Origin of the sequence: Georgenia satyanarayanai, assembly GCF_023715365.1 — a bacterium.
Lineage (GTDB): Bacteria > Actinomycetota > Actinomycetes > Actinomycetales > Actinomycetaceae > Oceanitalea > Oceanitalea satyanarayanai_B.
Map to the genome: position 1 here is coordinate 1 of NZ_JAMBNZ010000014.1, position 17,867 is coordinate 17,867.

The following is a 17,867-nucleotide window of genomic DNA, read 5'->3' on the forward strand; positions in this document are numbered from 1 at the left end:
CCGCGCTGGCCCTGCTCGAGTACATCGAGCTCAACACCGACGGCTTCCGCATCCTCGTGCGCGACTCCCCCGTCGCGCAGGCCACCGGCACCTTCTCCTCCCTCATTGGGGACGTCGCCACGCAGGTCGAGCACCTGCTCGCCGAGCAGTTCCGCCGTCGCGGGCTGCCGACGAGCACGGCGCCCATCTACGCGCAGATGCTCGTCGGGATGATCGCGCTCACCGGGCAGTGGTGGCTCGAGGCGCGCCGCCCCGACCGGCAGACCGTCGCCGCACACCTCGTCAACCTCTCGTGGAACGGTCTGGCCGCCCTCGAGAAGAGTCCGCGGCTGACCGGTCTGCCCGACTCCGCGTCGGACTGAAGCAGCGTTCCGGGCGTCACACCCGTCCCCTAGACTCTGGCCCGAACCCGCCCGGCGACGACGGAAGAGGCCATGCCACAGCTCGAGTTCGACCATCTCACCAAGGCGTACGGCACGTTGCGCGCCCTCACCGACCTCACCTTCGCCGTCGAGGGTGGAGAGATCTTCGGCTTCGTCGGATCCAACGGTGCCGGCAAGACGACGGCGATGCGCATCGCCCTCGGCGTGCTCGCCGCCGACTCCGGCGAGGTGCGGTGGAAGGGGCAGCCCCTCGACCTCGACATGCGCCGGCGGGTCGGCTACATGCCCGAGGAGCGCGGGCTGTACCCGAAGATGAAGGTCGGTGAGCAGCTCGTCTACCTCGCCCGCCTCCACGGCATGGGCGAGAAGCAGGCCATGACGGCGATGGAGCAGTGGACCGAGCGCCTGGGTGTCGAGGCGCGTCGCGGTGACGACGTCGAGAAGCTCTCACTGGGCAACCAGCAGCGGGTGCAGCTCGCCGCCGCGCTCGTCCACGAACCCGAGATCCTCGTCCTCGACGAGCCCTTCTCCGGCCTGGACCCCGTGGCCGTGGACGTCATGAGCGGGGTGCTCTCCGAGCGCGCGGCCGCCGGCGTCCCCGTCATCTTCTCCTCCCACCAGCTCGACCTCGTCGAGCGTCTGTGCGACCGCGTCGGCATCGTCCGCGCCGGCCAGATGGTCGCCGTCGGCACGAAGGAGGAGCTGCGCCGCACGCCGAACGCGCGCTGGCGCGCCGTCGTCGACGGCACCACCCCCGGCTGGGCGCAGACGGTCCCCGGGGCCCGGGTGCTGTCCGACGACGGCCGGGAGGTCGTCGTCGAGCTCACCGGCCACGACGCCGGTGTCGAGCAGCCGCTGCTCTCCGCCGCCACGAGCGCCGGGCAGCTCCGCGAGTTCGGGCCGGTCGTGCCCACGCTCGCCGACCTCTTCCGTGGCGTCGTCAGCGAGACCGAGGAGAAGGACGCAGCATGAGCAAGCAGGACCGCACCAGCCGCAACTCCACCCTCGCCAACGTCGGGATGGTGGCGCGCCGCGAGGTCAAGGCGCGCTTCTTCACGAAGTCCAACCTCATCTCGCTGGCCATCATGGTCGTCGTCATCGTCGTCGGCATCTTCGTCCTGGACTACTTCGCCGGCCGTGAGGACGACGCAGCCGCGGACTTCACCGTCGCCGTCGAGAGCGGCGTCGCCGAGCTCGAGCCTCAGCTCGTCGCGGCCGGAGCGGCCCTCGGGACGACGGTCGACGTCGAGCAGCTGCCCCGCGAGGACGCCGAGCGCCGACTCACCGAGGACCTCGACGCCTTCCTCGGCGGGGACCCTGCACGCCCGGAGATGCTCGTCGAGGAGGAGGCCGACCAGCAGCTCCTCGCCGTCGTCACCAGCGCCGTCCAGGCGCACGTCCTCGCCGCCCAGGTGAGTGAGCTCGGCGGGGACCCGCAGGCCTTCAACGAGGCGCTCGCGACGGCCGGCCCGCAGGTCCAGAGCGTGCAGACCGACGAGGACGCCGACCAGTTCGGCCCGCAGTACCTCGTCGCCGTGCTGGCGATCTCGCTCCTGCTCTTCGCCCTCATCGGTGGCGGCTCGCTCATCGCGATGGGTGTCGTGGAGGAGAAGACCTCGCGCGTCGTGGAGATCCTCCTCGCCACGATCCGGCCATCGGAGCTGCTCGCCGGCAAGATCCTCGGCATCGGCATCGTCAGCCTCGCCCAGGTGGTGCTGCTGAGCGCCGCCGCCGCGCTCCCCGCCTGGACCACGGGGCTGCTTGGGGGCTTCGAGATCGACCTCGGCGGGACGATCCTCCTCATCCTCCTGTGGTTCCTCATCGGCTTCTTCGTGTTCTCACTGCTCTTCGGCGGCTTCGCCGCGCTCATCTCGCGCCAGGAGGAGATCGGGGCGGTCACCACGCCGCTCATGTTCCTCATGTTCGTCCCGTACTACCTGGCGATGTTCATGGTGACGAACGACCCGGACAGCACGGTGGTCCGCGTCCTGTCGCAGGTCCCGTTCTTCTCCCCCTTCATGATGCCGGTGCGTCAGGTGTTCGGCGGCGTGGAGACCTGGGAGATGCTCCTGTCCATCGGCATCGCGCTGGTGACCATCCCGGTGCTCGTGTGGATCGCCGGGCGGGTCTACCGCCGGGGCGTCCTCCACACCGGTGGCCGGATGAAGCTCACCGACGCCCTGCGCGGCTGACACCGCCGCCTCCTCGCCGAGAGCCGGACTCCTCCCCACGAGGAATCCGGCTCTCGCGTTCTGCCGTGTCCACTCCCCCATCGGGGCGCGCGGGGCGGGACCTGGGCCTCCACCCGTATATCTCGATGTCGAGTAATCTCGAGACATGCTTCAGGGCCAGGACGAGGTCGACCGCATCGTTGCGGCGTGGGGGCGGGAGCGCCCCGACCTCGACCCCCGGCCGCTGCACGTCTTCTCCCGGGTCTCGCGCCTCTCGCGCCGCCTCGACCTCGCCCGCCGCCGGGTCTTCATCGACCACGCCCTCGAGGGCTGGGAGTTCGACGTCCTGTCCGCGCTGCGCCGCGCCGGCGAGCCCTACGAGCTGACGGCAGGCCGGCTGCTCAACGAGACGCTCGTGTCCTCGGGGACGATGACGAACCGCATCGACCGGATGGTGGCCCACGGCTACGTCGTCCGGGCCGTCGGGACCACGGACCGCCGCGTCGTCCTCGTCCGCCTCACCCCGCGGGGCAAGGAGACGGTCGACGCCGCCATGGCCGACCTGCTCCTGTCCGAGCAGGAGCTGCTGTCCGAGCTCGACCCGGCCGAGGCGGAGCAGCTCACCAGCCTCCTGCGCCGGCTCCTGCTGCCGCTGGACGGCTGAGCTACTCGACGAGCTCGGAGAGCTCGAGCCAGCGCTCCTCCTCCTCGGCCACCTGCGCCTCGAGGGCGCGCAGCTCCTCGCCGAGGGCGGACAGCCCGCCGTAGTCGTTCGGGTCGTGGGCGGCCATCCTCGCGTGCAGCCGCTCGACCTGGGCGGCCAGCTTCTCCATCCGCCGCTCGGCGGCGGCAATCTCCTTGCGGGTGGCGCGCAGCTCCGCGCTGCGCGGCTGGTCCTTCGGCGCGGTGTCCGCCACGGCACCGCTCGCGTCCTGCTCACGACGCCGCAGCTCGAGGTACTCGTCCACACCCCCCGGCACGTGGCGCATCCGCCCGTCCATGACGGCGTACTGCTGGTCGGTGACCCGCTCGAGGAGGTAGCGGTCGTGGGAGACGACGATGAGCGTGCCGGGCCAGGAGTCGAGGAGGTCCTCCATCGCGGCGAGCATGTCGGTGTCGACGTCGTTGGTCGGCTCGTCGAGGATGAGGACGTTGGGCTCGGAGAGCAGGATGAGGAGCAGCTGGAGGCGGCGCTTCTGGCCGCCGGACAGCTCCCCCACCCGGGCGGACAGGTGCTCCCGGGCGAAGCCGAGCCGCTCGAGCAGCTGCGCCGGCGTCATCTCCTTGCCGTCGACGACGTAGCTCGTGCGGGTACGGGCGAGCACCTCGCGGACCCGGTCGCCGGCGATCTCCTGCAGCTCGGTGAACTGCTGGTCGAGCATCGACAACCGCACCGTCTTGCCGCGCTTGACCCGCCCCGACGTCGGCTCGAGCGTGCCGGCGACGAGCGCGAGGAGGGTGGACTTCCCGGCGCCGTTGGCCCCGAGGATGCCGGTCCGCTCGCCCGGGGCGATGCGCCACTCGACGTCACGTAGGACCTCCCGGTCGCCGAAGGACACCGACACGTCGAGAAGGTCGACGACGTCCTTGCCGAGCCGGGCGGTGGCGAGGCGGGACAGCTCGGTGCGGTCCCGCAGGGGCGGCACGTCCGAGATGAGCTGGTTCGCGGCGTCGATGCGGAACTTCGGCTTGGAGGTGCGCGCCGGAGCGCCACGACGCAGCCAGGCGAGCTCCTTGCGCATGAGGTTCTGCCGCTTGCCCTCGATGACGGCGGCCTGCCGGTCGCGCTCCACGCGCTGCAGCACGTAGGCCGCGTAGCCGCCCTCGAAGGGCTCGACGACGCGGTCGTGAACCTCCCACGTCATCGTCGCGACCTCGTCGAGGAACCAGCGGTCGTGGGTGACGACGAGCAGGCCGCCGGCACTGGCGGCCCACCGGCGCTTGAGGTGGGCCGCGAGCCAGCTGATGCCCTCGACGTCGAGGTGGTTGGTGGGCTCGTCAAGAGCGATGACGTCCCACTCCCCCACGAGGAGCGTGGCGAGCGCGACGCGGCGCCGCTGCCCGCCGCTCAGCGTGCCGACGGTGGCGTCCCAGGGCAGGTCGGAGACGAGACCGTCGATGACGTCGCGCACCCGGGCGTCCCCGGCCCACTCGTGCTCGGGACGGTCCCCGACGATCGTGTGGCCCACGGTGAGCGCCGGGTCCAGGGTGTCGCTCTGGTCGAGGACGCCCATCTGCACGCCGCCGCGGCGGGTGACCCGACCGCCGTCGGGCTCGATGCGTCCCGCGAGCATGCCGAGGAGGCTCGACTTGCCGTCACCGTTGCGACCGACGATGCCGATGCGGTCCCCCTCGTCCACGCCGAGGCTGACCGAGTCGAAGACGACGCGCGTCGGGTACTCCAGGTGCAGGGCCTCGGCCCCGAGAAGATGTGCCACCCGTCAAGGGTAGGTGCCCCTCGCGCCCGTCCGTCTCAGGCCCCGGTGAGCGCCTCGCGCTTCCGGTAGCCACGGGCGAGGCGGCTGACGACGACGGCGGCGATGACCATCGAGATGCCCGAGCCGACGAGCACCGCGAGGGTGCCCTCGTCCGCGACGGCCGGCACGTCGGCGTAGGCGAGCTCGTTCATGAGGAGCGAGACGGTGAAGCCGATGCCGCCGAGCGCTCCCGCCGCGAGCAGCTCCTGCCCGCCGAGGGTGGTCCCGCCCGCCCGGACGAGCCGGGCGCCCAGCCAGCCGCCGAGCATGATGCCGACGACCTTGCCGACCGGCAGCGCGAGCGCGATGCCCCAGAACGCCGGGGACAGCTCGCTGAGCGGGACGGAGGGGATGACGACGAGCGCGGCGGAGAAGGCGAAGACCGGCAGGACGACGCCGTTGGAGAAGGGCTCGAGGGCGTGCCTGGTCCGGTCGGCGGGGCGGGCCGCCATGACGAGGCCCAGGGCCACGCCGGCGATGGTCGCGTGCACCCCGGACAGGACGACGAGCCCCCAGGTGACGAGGGCGACGACGATCATGAGCAGGACGACGACGACGTGCCCTCGGCCGCCGAGGCGCCGGCTGAGGAGGGCGAACACGACCGTGCCGGCCGCCGCTGCGGCGATGAGACCGAGGCTCGGGTCGGTGGTGAAGAAGACGGCGATGATGAGGATCGCGATGATGTCGTCGAGGATCGCGAGCGCGAGGAGGAACACGCGCAGCCGGGTGGGCAGCCCGCGGCCGAACATGGCGAGGATGCCGAGCGCAAAGGCGATGTCGGTGGCCGTGGGGATGGGCCAGCCGTCCTCGAGGCCCGAGCCGGCGGCCACGAGCAGGAAGACCGCGATCGGGACGAGCACACCGCCGAAGGCGGCGATGGCCGGCCGCATGGCCTTGGACGGGCTGTTGAGCTCACCGGCGGTGAGCTCGTGGCGCAGCTCGATGGCGACGACGAAGAAGAAGACGGCGAGCAGGCCGTCGCTGATCCAGTGGCCGACGCTCAGGCTGATGGCGGTGCCGGGCACGGACAGGGAGGTGTCCTGCAGCTCGCTGAGCGAGGGACCGAGCGGGGAGTTCGCGGCGAGCAGCCCGAGGACGGCCGCGATCAGCAGGAGGAGCGCGCCGGCGCGGGGCGACCGGAGGGCAGCGGTGACGGAGGGCATGAGGTCCTGTCGTGGGGTCGGGGCAGAGGAGGAGCGGTCGCTGGACCGCCCGCCGACCAGACTTCCCGGCACGCCGCGGACCACCCTACCCGGGACCGGTCCGCCCGTCGCGCGCGGTCTAGGAGCCGGACACCCGCTCGAGGACGCGGGCGCCGGGGACGGGGCCGGTGACGACGAGGACCTCGCGGGCCACCTCGGCCTCCTGGACGACGGCGGCCACGGAGCGGGCGTGCCGCTCGTCGATGGCCAGCGCGGCGACCGTGGGGCCCGACCCGGAGAGCACCGCGGCCAGCGCACCGGCGCGGTCGGCCGCGGCGATGACGTCGCCGAGCTCGGGGCGCAGGTCGAGGGCGACCTCCTCGAGGTCGTTGGTGAGGTGGCGGGCGAGCTCGAGCGGGTCCCCGCCGCGCAGGGCGGCGAGCAGCGCGTCGTCCAGGTGCGGCGGTGGCGCGTGGGTGCCGCCGTCGTCGTCGAAGGCGGCAAAGACCTCGGGGGTGGACAGCCCCTCGTCCTGGAGGGCGAGGACCCAGTGGTAGCTGCCGCCGACCATGGCGGAGGTGAGGACGTCGCCGCGGCCGGAGCCGATCGCGGTGAGGCCGGTGAGCGCGAAGGGCACGTCGGCGCCGAGCCGGCGGGCGAGCTGGACGAGCTGCTCCCGGTCCAGCCCGGCGTCCCACAGCTGGTCGCAGGCGAGGAGCGCAGCGGCGGCGTCGGCGGACCCGCCGCCCATGCCGCCGGCCACGGGCACCTGCTTGACGATGTGCAGGTGGGCTCCGGCGGTGATGCCCGTGTGCTCCTGGAGCAGCCGGGCGGCCCGCAGGGCGAGGTTGGCCTCGTCGGTGGGGACGCGGCCGGCGTCGCGGCCCTCGACGGTGAGGCTCAGGCCCTCGGCGGGCGAGGCGATGACGTCCTCGTGGAGGCTGACCGCCTGGAAGACGGTGGCCAGGGGGTGGTACCCGTCGTCGTCCGGGGCACCCACACGCAGGGCGAGGTTGATCTTCCCGGGGGCGCGGACGCAGACGGCGCCGGGTGGGTAGCTCATGCGTCCGGCCCCCGGCGCTCGGCGATCCGGGCGAAGTCGGTGATGCCGAGGCGCTCGCCACGCAGCGTCGGGTCCAGCCCCGCAGCGGTGACGGCGGCTGCGGCTCGCTCGGCGGACCCGGCCCAGGCCGCGAGGGCCGAGCGCAGCGTCTTGCGGCGCTGGCTGAAGGCGGCGTCGACGACGGCGAAGACCTCCTCACGGCTCGCGGTGCTCGACGGCGGGTCGCGCCGCTCGATGCGCACGAGCGCGGAGTCGACGTTGGGCACCGGCCAGAAGACGGTGCGCCCGATCGTCGCCGAGCGCTGCGCCCGGGCGTACCAGGCGGCCTTGGCCGAGGGGACGCCGTAGGTGCGCGAGCCGGGCGGCGCGGCGAGGCGGTCGGCGACCTCGGCCTGCACCATGACCAGCCCCGTGCGCAGGGCGGGCAGCCGCTCGAGCAGGGTGAGCAGGACCGGGACCGCGACGTTGTAGGGCAGGTTCGCCACGAGGGCGCCGGGCTGAGCAGGGCCCTCGCCGGGGAAGGCGGGCAGCTCGGTGACGTCCATGGCGTCGGACCGCACGACGAGGAGGCGGTCGGCCGCCTCGGGCAGCCGGGCGGCAACGGTGGCGGGCAGCGCCTCGGCGAGCACCGGGTCGATCTCGATCGCGACGACGCGGGCCCCGGTCTCGAGGAGCGCAAGGGTGAGCGAGCCGAGCCCGGGGCCGACCTCGACGACGACGTCGTCGGCCGTGATCCCCGCCGTGCGGACGATCTTGCGGACGGTCCCGGGGTCGATGACGAAGTTCTGGCCCAGGGTCTTGGTCGGCCGGATCCCAAGGGCGCCGGACAGGGCGCGGACGTCGGCGGGCCCGAGCAGCGGGTCGGCCGGCGTGGGGGCGGGGTCGTGGCTCACGGCGTCGAGCCTATCGGGCGCGGGCGCGGCTGCCGCCGCACGCGAGAACGGCCTCGCGCCGACAGCGGTGCTCCTGCCTGGCGGCAGGAACGTGCTGTCGGCGCGAGGAGGTGGTGCTGGGGTCAGCGCAGGCCGAGCTTGGCGGAGCAGGCGGGCCACTGGCCCCAGCCGGAACGGGCCTGGAGCATCTGTGCGCGCTTGGTCTGCTCGGCCGCGGAGGCCTCCGAGGGCAGCCCGGAGCCGCCGACGGCCTGCCAGGTCCCCACCGAGAACTGGTACAGGCCGTGGTAGAGCCCGTTGCTGCTGACGATGGACGGGTTGCCGCCGGACTCGCACTGGGCCAGCGAGGCCCACACGCCGCTGGACGGTGCGCCGCCGGAGCCGGACTCGTCGGAGCTGCTCGAGCCCCCGCCGCTGCCGGTGCTGCCGGAGCTGCCGGAGCTGCTGCCGCCAGAGCTGCTGCTGCCGGAGCTGGAGCCGCGCGAGGGAGCGGCGGGCGGCGGGGCGACCGGGCGCTCCTTGGTGCCGACCGCGACGACCTCATCGACGGGCGCGACCACGGTGACGTAGTTGCTGGCCTCCGAGACGCGCTCCTCGCCGTTCACCTGGACGGCGAGGCTGGCGCGCACGCGACGCCCCTCGGCGCCCTCCTGCACGACCCGGCGCTCACCGACGTAGAGCGAGTCGTCCTCGCGCTCGGTCGTCTCGAAGGGGATGGCTTCCGCGTCGGTCTCCAACGCGTGGGTACCGCGGGTGACGGTGACGGACACGACACCACCCTCGCCGGTCCCGACGACGACCCCGTCAAGCTTGCCGACCGTGACGCCGGCGAGCTCGAGGACGTCGTCGAGGTACGCCTCGTCCTCGGGTGTCACGCGCCGGGTCTCGCCGTCGGCGACGACCTCGACAGGGGCACCGTCGACGAGCGGCATGTCGAGCGCCTCGCGGCCACCATCACGGGAGCGGGAGGCGGCGACGGTGATCTGCCGGCCGGCCTCACCAAAGGACTGGATCGCCTCGCCGGTCGTCTCGGCGGTGGTCCACATGGCGCGCTGCTCACCGTCGACGTCCACCCGGATCTGCCGGGCGCTGCGGACGACGACGAGCATGCCGTCATCGAGCGTCGAGTCGAGCTCCGGGCCGACGGCATCGTGCTCACCGACGGCGACGTCCTGCTCGTCGAGAAGTCCCTCGACCGAGCCGGCGAAGGTCGAGACCGTCTGCTCGACGCCGTCGACGTCGAGCTCGATCGTCTTGTGGGCCGCGGCGACGGCCACGCCGCCACCGGTCACGAGGGCGGCAGCACCGACCGTGGCGAGCACGGCGCGGAGGCGACGACGTCGGGGAGCGGCGTCAGCGGGGGTGGAGGGGGTCTGGTCGGACGTGTCGTGAGAGAGCACGGACTTCCTCGGGTTGCGCGTCCCGGCACAGACGAGGCTGGTCGCCCGGGGCGGCCTGCCCGACACGGCGCGAGCGCCGCGGGAGGGGTCTGATCCGGCTGTGTGCGTCACCTGCTGGCGACACGGGACCGTGATGGCCCGCAGGTGACTGTAATCGAATCGTGATGTGGCGGTCTACGTGAGGTCACTCACCACGTGCTAATCCGCGGGCTCAGTACCAGCCGTGGGAGTTGCTGTGGCCGAGGGCGCCGCACGGGGTGCCGTACCGGCCGCTGATGTAACCGAGGCCCCAGGTGATCTGGGTCGCGGGGTTGGTGCGCCAGTCGGAGCCGGCCGAGGCCATCTTGGAGCCGGGCAGCGACTGCGGGATGCCGTAGGCGCCGGAGCTGGGGTTCTCGGCGGTGTGGTTCCAGCCCGACTCGCGCTGCCACAGCGTCTCGAGGCAGCTGTACTGGTCTGCGCCCCAGCCGCGTGCGGCGACCATCTCGGCGGCGATCGCCTTGGGGCTGCCGCCGGTCGGCGCGGCCGCGGGCGGCACCGTGACGGACGCGGAGGAGCTGCTCGAGGACGGCGCGGCAGGCGCGGGCGCGGGCTCGGCGGTGCCGACCCGGACGACCTCGTCGACCCGCTCGGAGACGACGGCGCGGGCGACGATCTCGCGGCCCGTCTCCTCACCGCCCGTCGTGGTGATGCGGTAGGTCGTGGCGGTGACGCCGTCGACACCCTCGGTGACGACCTCACGCTCGCCGCGCGGGAGGGTGTCGTCCTCCTCCTCGACGGTCTCGTGCTCGTCGGTGTCGGTGACGTGCTCGTCGGCGACGTCGACGGTCGTCACCTCCACCGTCATGCCGGCGGAGACGCGCGTGGCCAGGGGCGCGGAGACGACGTCGTCCTGGTCGACGAGCACGCCCGCGCTGGTGAGGAGCTCGGCGACGGTCGCGGCCTGCGTCGTCAGCTGCTGCGCCTCGCCGTCGATGACGAGCTCCACGGCCACGCCCTCGAGTGGGGTGCGAGCCTCGAAACGCGAGGCGGCAAGGCCGGCGACGGCCCGGTCGATCGACACGGGCTCGACGGTGGCGCCGGCCATGACGACGGGGTCGGTGGCGCCGGCGTCGGGCGCGGTGGTGCCGGCGAAGGCCACGGTGCCGCCGGCGATGACGGCGAGGACGGCGGCGTGCAGACCGCGCCGGGCGACGGTGCGGACGTGGTTCGCGGGCGTCGCCACCTCGCGGTGACGCGCACGCCTGACGGCATCTGACACAGCATGGTCCTGTCTGGAGGGAGGGCACCCGGATCGTCGGGACGGACCGGGTGGTGACTGACCTGCGGTAGACCGTAACCGATTCGTGACCTGTTGGGAAAGGCGGCCGGATCCGCATGCTGGTGCGGAAAGATACCCCTGTGGCAGGTGTGGCTGGAGTGACTGGAGGGGTCAACTACCAGGTGTCGTAGACCGCCTCGGTGTTCGCCGTCAGCCGGTGGCACAGCTCGGCGAGGCCGGTGCCGGTCTCCTCGGCCAGGCGCCGCACGGTGAGCGGCAGGACGTAGGGGGCGTTCGGGTAACCCCGGTAGGGAGCCGGGGTGAGGTAGGGCGCGTCGGTCTCGACGAGGAGGAGCTCGAGCGGCACCTCGCGCACGGCGGCACGCAGGGTGTCGTTCGCCTTGAAGGTCACCGGCCCGGCGACCGACAGGTACCAGCCGTGCTCGGCGCACACGCGGGCCAGGCCGACGTCACCGGAGAAGCAGTGGAAGACGGTCCGCTCGGGGGCGCCGTCGGCGAGGAGGATCTCGACGACGTCCTCGTGCGCCTCGCGGTCGTGGATCTGCAGCGCCAGACCGAGCTCCTTGGCGAGGGCGATGTGTGTGCGAAAGGCGGCCCGCTGCACCTCGCGCGCCCGCTCGCCGCCGCGGAAGAAGTCGAGGCCGGTCTCCCCGATGGCTCGCACCCGCTCGTGGCGGGCGAGATCGGCGACCCGGGCGACGGCGTCGTCCAGAGACGTCTCATGACGGGGCGCGACCGCGGGGTCCAGGCCATCGGGGGCCACCTCGCGGACGCCGGCGTGGAGCGGCACCTCGTTGGGGTGGATGGCGAGCGCTGCGACGACCTGCGGGTGCTCCTCGGCGAGCGCGACGCTGCCGGCGAGGGTGTCGAGGTCGCAGCCCACCTGGACCATGCGGGCGACGCCCACCGACGCGGCCCGCTCGAGCTGCTCGGCCAGGGTCAGCGGCACGATGCCCTCGCGCACGCCCGGATCTTCCTCGGCCCCCACCGGGAAGTGAGTGTGGTTGTCGACGACGGCGGCGGGCAGCGCCTCGGGCAGCGGCGGCCAGCCGCGCTCGCGCGGGCTCACGACGCGTCGACGCCGAGGCGGGCCAGCTCCTCCTCGACGACGGAGTCGTCGAGCTTGGTGAAGACCGGAACGGGCTTGGCAACGGGCTCCCCCACCCGGACAGGGCGCCGGCCCCAGGTGGGGACGCCGGTGTAGTCACCGGTGATGACGGGGTAGCCCGGTCCGCCGTCGAGGTCCTCGACCTCCTCGATCCGCGGGAGCGGGGCGACGTCGCCGGTGCCGCCGATGACGGCGTCGACGGTGTTGGCGCTGTGCGGGAGGAAGGGGCTGAGCATGACGTTGAGGTCGCTCACCGCCTGCGCGGCGACGTGGAGGATGGTGGCCCGGCGCTCCTGCTCGGACTCGTCCTTGAGCTTGTAGGGCTCCATGTCGGTGATGTACTTGTTCGCCTCGCCCACCAGGCGCATGACCTCGGCGATCGCGGCGCGCTGGCGGTGGCGGGAGATGAGGTCCCCGACCGTGGCGAAGCCGGCCCCGACCTGGGCGAGCAGGGCGCGGTCGGGGTCGGTGAGCTCACCGGCGGGGGGCACCTGGCCGATGTTCTTGTGGATCATCGAGGCCGTGCGGTTGACGAGGTTGCCCCAGCCGGCGACGAGCTCGCCGTTGGTGCGACGCACGAACTCCGTCCAGGTGAAGTCGCTGTCCTGGTTCTCCGGCCCGGCGACGGAGATGAAGTAGCGCAGCGCGTCGGGCTGGTAGCGCTCGAGGACGTCGCGCACGAAGATGACGACGCCGCGCGAGGAGGAGAACTTCTTGCCCTCCATGGTGAGGAACTCGCTCGAGACGACCTCGGTGGGCAGGTTGAGGACGCCGTACTCCCCGGGCTCGCCGCCGCGCTGGCCCTCACCGTTGTGGGCGAGGAGCTCGGCAGGCCAGATCTGGGAGTGGAAGACGATGTTGTCCTTGCCCATGAAGTAGTAGGACAGCGCCTCCGGGTCGTTCCACCAGCGGCGCCACGCGTCGGGGTCGCCGGTGCGGCGGGCCCACTCGATCGACGCGGAGAGGTAGCCGATGACGGCGTCGAACCACACGTACAGCCGCTTGGTCGGCTGGTCGCGCCATCCCTCCAGCGGCACCGGGATGCCCCAGTCGATGTCGCGGGTCATCGCGCGCGGGCGGATCTCGGCGAGGATGTTCTTGGAGAAGCGGATGACGTTGGGGCGCCACGTACCCGAGGCCTCGCGCCCGTCGAGCCACTCCCCCAGCGCCTCGGCCAGCGCGGGCAGGTCGAGGAAGAAGTGCTGGGTCTGGACGAACTGCGGCGTCTCGCCGTTGATCCGCGAGCGCGGGTCGATGAGGTCGGTGGGGTCGAGCTGGTTGCCGCAGCTGTCGCACTGGTCCCCGCGCGCGCCGGTGTAGCCGCAGATGGGGCAGGTGCCCTCGATGTAGCGGTCGGGCAGCGTGCGGCCGGTGGACGGGGAGATCGCGCTCTGCGTGGTCTGCTCGACCATGTAGCCGTTCTCGTGGACGGCCCGGAACATCTCCTGGACGACGGCGTAGTGGTTGCGCGTCGTCGTGCGGGTGAACAGGTCGTAGGACAGGCCGAGCGCGACGAGGTCCTCGACGATGAGGCGGTTGTTGCGGTCGGCGAGCTCCCGGGCGGAGACGTTGGCCGCGTCGGCCGCGACGAGGATCGGGGTGCCGTGCTCGTCGGTGCCGGAGACCATGAGGACGTCGTGGCCCGCCATGCGCATGTAGCGGGAGAAGACGTCGGAGGGAACGCCGAAGCCGGCCACGTGCCCGATGTGGCGCGGGCCGGAGGCATAGGGCCAGGCCACCGCCGAGAGGATGCTCGTCATGGGACCAGCCTAGTTGCCCGCGCGCCGCCCCCCGGAGCCGGGGTCCCCCTCGCCGCCGACAGCTCACTTGTTACGGGCGACCCGCCTCGCCGACAGCCGGATCACGCCGACGACGTGCCCCAGCTGAAGCAGCTGCGCGCGGTGGCCCCGGAGTAGCCTGCGGCCCCGTCAGCGCGAGGGCGTGATCTCCACGCCTGCCTCGCGCAGCTGCGCCCGCGCCAGCTCCCCCTGCTCCGGGGTGACCGGCGCGGTGAGGTCGCTGAGCACCCGCGCGGACATGCCGGCCCTCACCGCGTCGAGCGCCGTCTCCTTGACGCAGTGGGACTCGGCGAGCCCGACGACGTCGACCGCGTCCACGCCGTCGAGCAGCTGGGCGAGGGTGCGCCCCTCGCCGTCGGTGCCCTCGAAGCCGGAGTACGCGGCGGCGTACTGGCCCTTCTTCACCGAGGCATCCGGGGCGAGGTCCGCGAGCGCCGGGTGCAGCTCGGCCTCCGCCGTCCCGGCGACGCCGTGCGGCGGCCAGGTGTCGACGTAGTCCGGCTCCTCGGGCGGGGTGGCGAAGTGGCGGCCGGGGTCGATGTGCCAGTCCTGCGTCGTCACGACGAGCGCGTACCGGTCACGGTAGGCAGCGGCGTACGCGGCGACGGCCTGGGCGACGGCGGTGCCTCCCGCCACCGGCAGCGCGCCACCCTCGCAGAAGGTGGGCTGGACGTCGACGACGAGCAGGGCACGACGCTCGGACATGGGGGCCTCCTCAACACGCGGTGAACGGTCCCATCGTTCCACGGCCGCCATTCCCGTGTCCGCCGGGCTCCCCGGTCGTAGAGTGGAGGCATGGCCGACGACGACGCGCGCCAGAGCTGGACCATGGCCGGCATCCACACGGCCGTGGAGATCGACGGCGGGGTCCTGGTGGGTGACGACGGCTCGGCCTGCGCCGGCCAGGCCCTGCGCTACGCGGCCGCCGAAGCCGCGCGTCGCGGCGCCGACCTGCACGTCCTGCGCGCGTGGAGCATCCCGACGGCGGTGCGGCCTCCCGACGCCCCCTTCGGGACGACGCCCTCGATCGTCGAGATGCAGGACGCGACCCTCGCCGAGACCCGCCGCCGCGCCGAGAAGGCGGCCGCGGAGCACCCCGACGTCACCGTGCACGCGCACACGGCGTTCGGGAGGGCCGGCCGGGCCCTGGTGTCGGCGGCGGGCGGCGCGGACGTCCTCGTCGTCGGCTCCAAGGGACGGTCCAAGATCGCGGACATGCTCGTCGGCTCGACCGCCGCGGCGTGCATCCGCGAGGCGAAGGTCCCCGTCGTCGTCGTGCGCTGAGCCGGAGGAATCCGGCTGTCGGCGGGGCAGTACCGCCCCGCCCGGCGAGAGCTGAGCTGTTACTGGCGGGCGTCCAGGGCGGCCTGGTAGAGGTCGCGCTTGCTCAGGCCGGTCTCGGCGGCGACGGCGGCGGCGGCGTCCTTGAGGCGCTCGCCCGCGGCGGCCCGGGCGACGACACCGGCGACGTGGTCCTCCAGCCGTGCCTCGCGCAGCTCCGCGCCGGCCACAACCACCGTCACCTCACCCCGCACACCGCCGGCGGCCCACTCGGCCAGCTCTGTGAGCGTCCCGCGTTGGACCTCCTCGAAGGTCTTCGTCAGCTCGCGGCACACGGCGGCGCGGCGCTCGGTGCCGAAGGCCCGCGCCATCGCCTCGAGCGTCTCACCCACCCGGTGCGGGGAGTCGAAGAGCACCATCGTGCGGCGCTCGTCCGCGAGCGCCCCGAACACCTTGTCCCGCTCCCCCGGCCGGCGGGGGGCGAAGCCCTCGAAGCTGAACCGGTCGGTCGCCAGCCCGGAGACCGCGAGTGCCGTGAGCACAGCACTGGGCCCGGGCAGCACGCTCACCGGCACGTCCGCCGCGACGGCGGCGTCGACGAGCCGGTAGCCGGGGTCGGACACCGAGGGCATGCCGGCGTCGGACACGACGAGCACCCGTCGCCCGGCACGCGCCTCCTCCACCAGGCGCGGCGCCCGCTCACGCTCGTTGTGCTCGTGGAAGCTGAGCATCTCCCCGCCCACCCACACCCCCAGGCGCTTGGCCAGGGCGAGCATGCGGCGGGTGTCCTCGGCGGCGACGACGTCGGCCTCCGCGAGCGCGCGCACGAGCCGCGGCGGCGCGTCCCCCGCGTCCCCGATCGGAGTGGCGGCAAGGACGATCTGCCCGCCCTCCCCGCGCCAGGGCGAGCCGCCGACGGCGGAGGTCGCGTCGTCGTCGTCCGCCACGGCGTCGTCGTTCTCGGGCTCCTCGACCGGCTCAGTCATCCGTCCAGTGTGTCCCACCCGCGACGACCTAGACTCACCCCCGTGACAGCGCCGCATGACGACACCGACGGCCCGGGCCCGGTCGCCACCGCGCAGGCGGCGCCCGAGCGGACGGACGACCGAAGCGCGGCGGAGATCGAGACGGACCTCGCCTCCCGCCTGCAGCGCCCGGGACCCACCGACCGGCTCTGGGGCTGGATCGGCCCGCTCGTCGTCACCGCCCTCGCCGCGGTGCTGCGCCTGGTCAACCTCAACCACCCCACGCGGCTGGTCTTCGACGAGACCTACTACGTCAAGCAGGCCTACTCTCTGCTCACCCTCGGTTACGAGGGTGAGTGGGACGGGGAGAACGAGGACGTCAACGCGCGCTTCCGGGAGGGCGACTTCTCCGACCTCACCGCGGACCCCGACTACGTCGTCCACCCGCAGATCGGCAAGTGGCTCATCGCGATCGGGCTGCGCCTGTTCGGTGCGGACAACGGCGCCGGCTGGCGCTTCTCGGCGGCCGTCGCCGGTGCGCTCACCGTCCTCGTCGTCGCGCGCATCGGCCGCCGGCTCACCGGCTCCACGCTCCTCGGCTGCGCTGCCGGTCTCCTCCTCGCCGTCGACGGCCTCCACCTCACCGGCTCGCGCATCGGGCTGCTCGACGTCTTCCTCGGGCTCTTCGTCGTCGCCGCGCTCGCGGCCGTGCTCCTCGACCGGGAGCAGTCCCGCCGGCGCCTTGCCCACACCGCGGCCGCGGACCTCGCCGCGCGCGGGGACGGGCGCCTGTCCGACCCCTGGGGCCCGCGCACCGGCATGCGCTGGTGGCTCGTCCTCGCCGGTGTGCTCCTCGGGCTCGGCGGTGGGGTCAAGTGGTCGGCGATCTACGCGCTCGCCGTCTTCGGGATCCTCGTCGTCGTGTGGGACCTGTGCGCCCGCCGCGCCGTCGGGGCACGGCTGTGGTTCGGCGCGGGCGTCTTCCGCGGTGGCGTGCCCGCCTTCCTCGCCCTCGTCCCGGTCGCGCTGCTCACCTACGTCGCCGGGTGGGCGTCATGGTTCGCCAACACCGGCGCCTACCTGCGCACGTGGGCCGCTGACGAGGTCGCCGAGACGGGGACCGTCGTGCGCTCGTGGCTGCCCGACGCGCTCAACTCCCTGTGGGAGTACCACCTGCGCGCCTGGGACTTCCACAACGGGCTCGACTCCGAGCACTCCTACGAGGCCCACCCCGCCGGCTGGCTGCTCCAGCTACGGCCCACGTCCTTTTACTGGGAGAGCCCCGCCCCCGGCGACTGCGGCGCCGACCGCTGCGTCCAGGCGATCTCCTCCGTCGGCAACCCCGTCGTGTGGTGGCTCGGGCTCCTCGCGCTCGTCGCGATCCTGTGGATGGCGATCGCCCGCCGCGACTGGCGCGCCTGGGTGGTCCTCGCCGGCTACGCGGCCGTGTACGTCCCGTGGCTCGCCTACTCCCACCGCACGATCTTCACCTTCTACGCCATCGCGCTGGCCCCGTACGTCGCCCTCGCCGTCGTCCTCGCCGTCGCGTGGGTGGGCGGCCTCCTGCCACCCCTCCACGGTCCCGCCCGCCGGCCCGGGCACCTGCCGGACGAGGACGACGACGGCGGCCCCCTGCCGTCCGCGCCGCTCACCGACGACTCGTGGCTGTCCCGTCCCGCCACCGCGCCCGTCGCCACCGCGGTCGCCGTCGCCGACGTCGACGACGACGCTCCCGAGCCGGCCCGCAGCACCCGGCTCGGTCACGTCCTGCTCGCCGTCGTCTGCCTCGCGGCAGTCGCCGCCCTCGTGTGGTTCTGGCCGGTGTGGACCGGCCAGACCCTGTCCTACGACATGTGGCGCGCGCGCATGTGGCTCGGCTCCTGGATCTGATCTCACGTTCCGC

General features: G+C 73.2%; 15 protein-coding genes and 1 pseudogene. 6 read left to right on the plus strand and 10 right to left on the minus strand.

From position 1 onward, the window contains the following. The 4 genes and pseudogenes from M3148_RS14535 to M3148_RS14550 all read left to right on the plus strand — a co-directional run. Positions 1–362 (plus strand): annotated as a pseudogene (locus M3148_RS14535) (TetR/AcrR family transcriptional regulator); the annotation flags it as partial. 72 nt (positions 363–434) lie between these two features. Further along, on the plus strand, positions 435–1,355 hold the full coding sequence (locus tag M3148_RS14540) for an ABC transporter ATP-binding protein (RefSeq protein ID WP_251305432.1): 921 nt from the start codon (positions 435–437) through the stop codon (positions 1,353–1,355). Beyond that, on the plus strand, positions 1,352–2,575 hold the full coding sequence (locus tag M3148_RS14545; protein WP_251305433.1) for an ABC transporter permease: 1,224 nt from the start codon (positions 1,352–1,354) through the stop codon (positions 2,573–2,575). Before M3148_RS14540 ends, M3148_RS14545 begins: the two co-directional genes overlap by 4 nt. A 145-nt stretch (positions 2,576–2,720) precedes the next feature. Then, positions 2,721–3,218: a MarR family winged helix-turn-helix transcriptional regulator gene (locus M3148_RS14550; protein ID WP_251305434.1), complete on the plus strand. Its 498-nt coding sequence runs from the start codon at positions 2,721–2,723 to the stop codon at positions 3,216–3,218. A gap of 1 nt (position 3,219) precedes the next feature. Here M3148_RS14550 and M3148_RS14555 read toward each other — a convergent pair whose 3' ends face one another. The 9 genes from M3148_RS14555 to M3148_RS14595 form a co-directional block, all read right to left on the minus strand. Then, the gene (locus M3148_RS14555; RefSeq protein WP_251305435.1) at positions 3,220–4,992 is read right to left on the minus strand and encodes an ABC-F family ATP-binding cassette domain-containing protein; all 1,773 of its coding nucleotides are present in this window, start codon (positions 4,990–4,992) and stop codon (positions 3,220–3,222) included. 35 nt (positions 4,993–5,027) lie between these two features. Next, on the minus strand, positions 5,028–6,194 hold the full coding sequence (locus M3148_RS14560) for a Na+/H+ antiporter NhaA (RefSeq protein WP_251305436.1): 1,167 nt from the start codon (positions 6,192–6,194) through the stop codon (positions 5,028–5,030). Positions 6,195–6,312: 118 nt separating this feature from the next. Then, a complete protein-coding gene (locus tag M3148_RS14565) occupies positions 6,313–7,236 on the minus strand; it encodes a 4-(cytidine 5'-diphospho)-2-C-methyl-D-erythritol kinase (RefSeq protein ID WP_251305437.1) in 924 nt (307 codons plus the stop codon). After that, the gene (gene rsmA / locus M3148_RS14570) at positions 7,233–8,129 is read right to left on the minus strand and encodes a 16S rRNA (adenine(1518)-N(6)/adenine(1519)-N(6))-dimethyltransferase RsmA (RefSeq protein WP_251305438.1); all 897 of its coding nucleotides are present in this window, start codon (positions 8,127–8,129) and stop codon (positions 7,233–7,235) included. The genes M3148_RS14565 and rsmA overlap by 4 nt, the downstream gene beginning before the upstream one ends. A gap of 122 nt (positions 8,130–8,251) precedes the next feature. Next, positions 8,252–9,529 (minus strand): transglycosylase family protein, encoded by a 1,278-nt coding sequence (locus M3148_RS14575; protein ID WP_251305439.1) that lies wholly within the window; start codon positions 9,527–9,529, stop codon positions 8,252–8,254. Between the two features lie 211 nt (positions 9,530–9,740). Next, the gene (locus M3148_RS14580; protein ID WP_251305440.1) at positions 9,741–10,790 is read right to left on the minus strand and encodes a G5 domain-containing protein; all 1,050 of its coding nucleotides are present in this window, start codon (positions 10,788–10,790) and stop codon (positions 9,741–9,743) included. Positions 10,791–10,965: 175 nt separating this feature from the next. Continuing rightward, on the minus strand, positions 10,966–11,880 hold the full coding sequence (locus M3148_RS14585) for a TatD family hydrolase (RefSeq protein WP_251305441.1): 915 nt from the start codon (positions 11,878–11,880) through the stop codon (positions 10,966–10,968). Further along, positions 11,877–13,679 carry a methionine--tRNA ligase gene (metG, locus tag M3148_RS14590; RefSeq protein WP_251305442.1) on the minus strand — a complete coding sequence of 601 codons (1,803 nt, stop codon included), beginning with the start codon at positions 13,677–13,679 and terminating at the stop codon, positions 11,877–11,879. Before metG ends, M3148_RS14585 begins: the two co-directional genes overlap by 4 nt. A 168-nt stretch (positions 13,680–13,847) precedes the next feature. Then, a complete protein-coding gene (locus tag M3148_RS14595) occupies positions 13,848–14,423 on the minus strand; it encodes an isochorismatase family protein (RefSeq protein WP_251305443.1) in 576 nt (191 codons plus the stop codon). Positions 14,424–14,513: 90 nt separating this feature from the next. Here M3148_RS14595 and M3148_RS14600 point away from each other — a divergent pair, with 90 nt between their 5' ends. After that, a complete protein-coding gene (locus tag M3148_RS14600) occupies positions 14,514–15,002 on the plus strand; it encodes a universal stress protein (RefSeq protein WP_251305444.1) in 489 nt (162 codons plus the stop codon). 59 nt (positions 15,003–15,061) lie between these two features. Here M3148_RS14600 and rsmI read toward each other — a convergent pair whose 3' ends face one another. Beyond that, positions 15,062–15,985 (minus strand): 16S rRNA (cytidine(1402)-2'-O)-methyltransferase, encoded by a 924-nt coding sequence (rsmI, locus tag M3148_RS14605; RefSeq protein ID WP_251305445.1) that lies wholly within the window; start codon positions 15,983–15,985, stop codon positions 15,062–15,064. A gap of 42 nt (positions 15,986–16,027) precedes the next feature. Here rsmI and M3148_RS14610 point away from each other — a divergent pair, with 42 nt between their 5' ends. Beyond that, positions 16,028–17,854 carry a dolichyl-phosphate-mannose--protein mannosyltransferase gene (locus M3148_RS14610; protein ID WP_251305446.1) on the plus strand — a complete coding sequence of 609 codons (1,827 nt, stop codon included), beginning with the start codon at positions 16,028–16,030 and terminating at the stop codon, positions 17,852–17,854. The last annotated feature ends 13 nt before the right edge of the window (positions 17,855–17,867 follow it).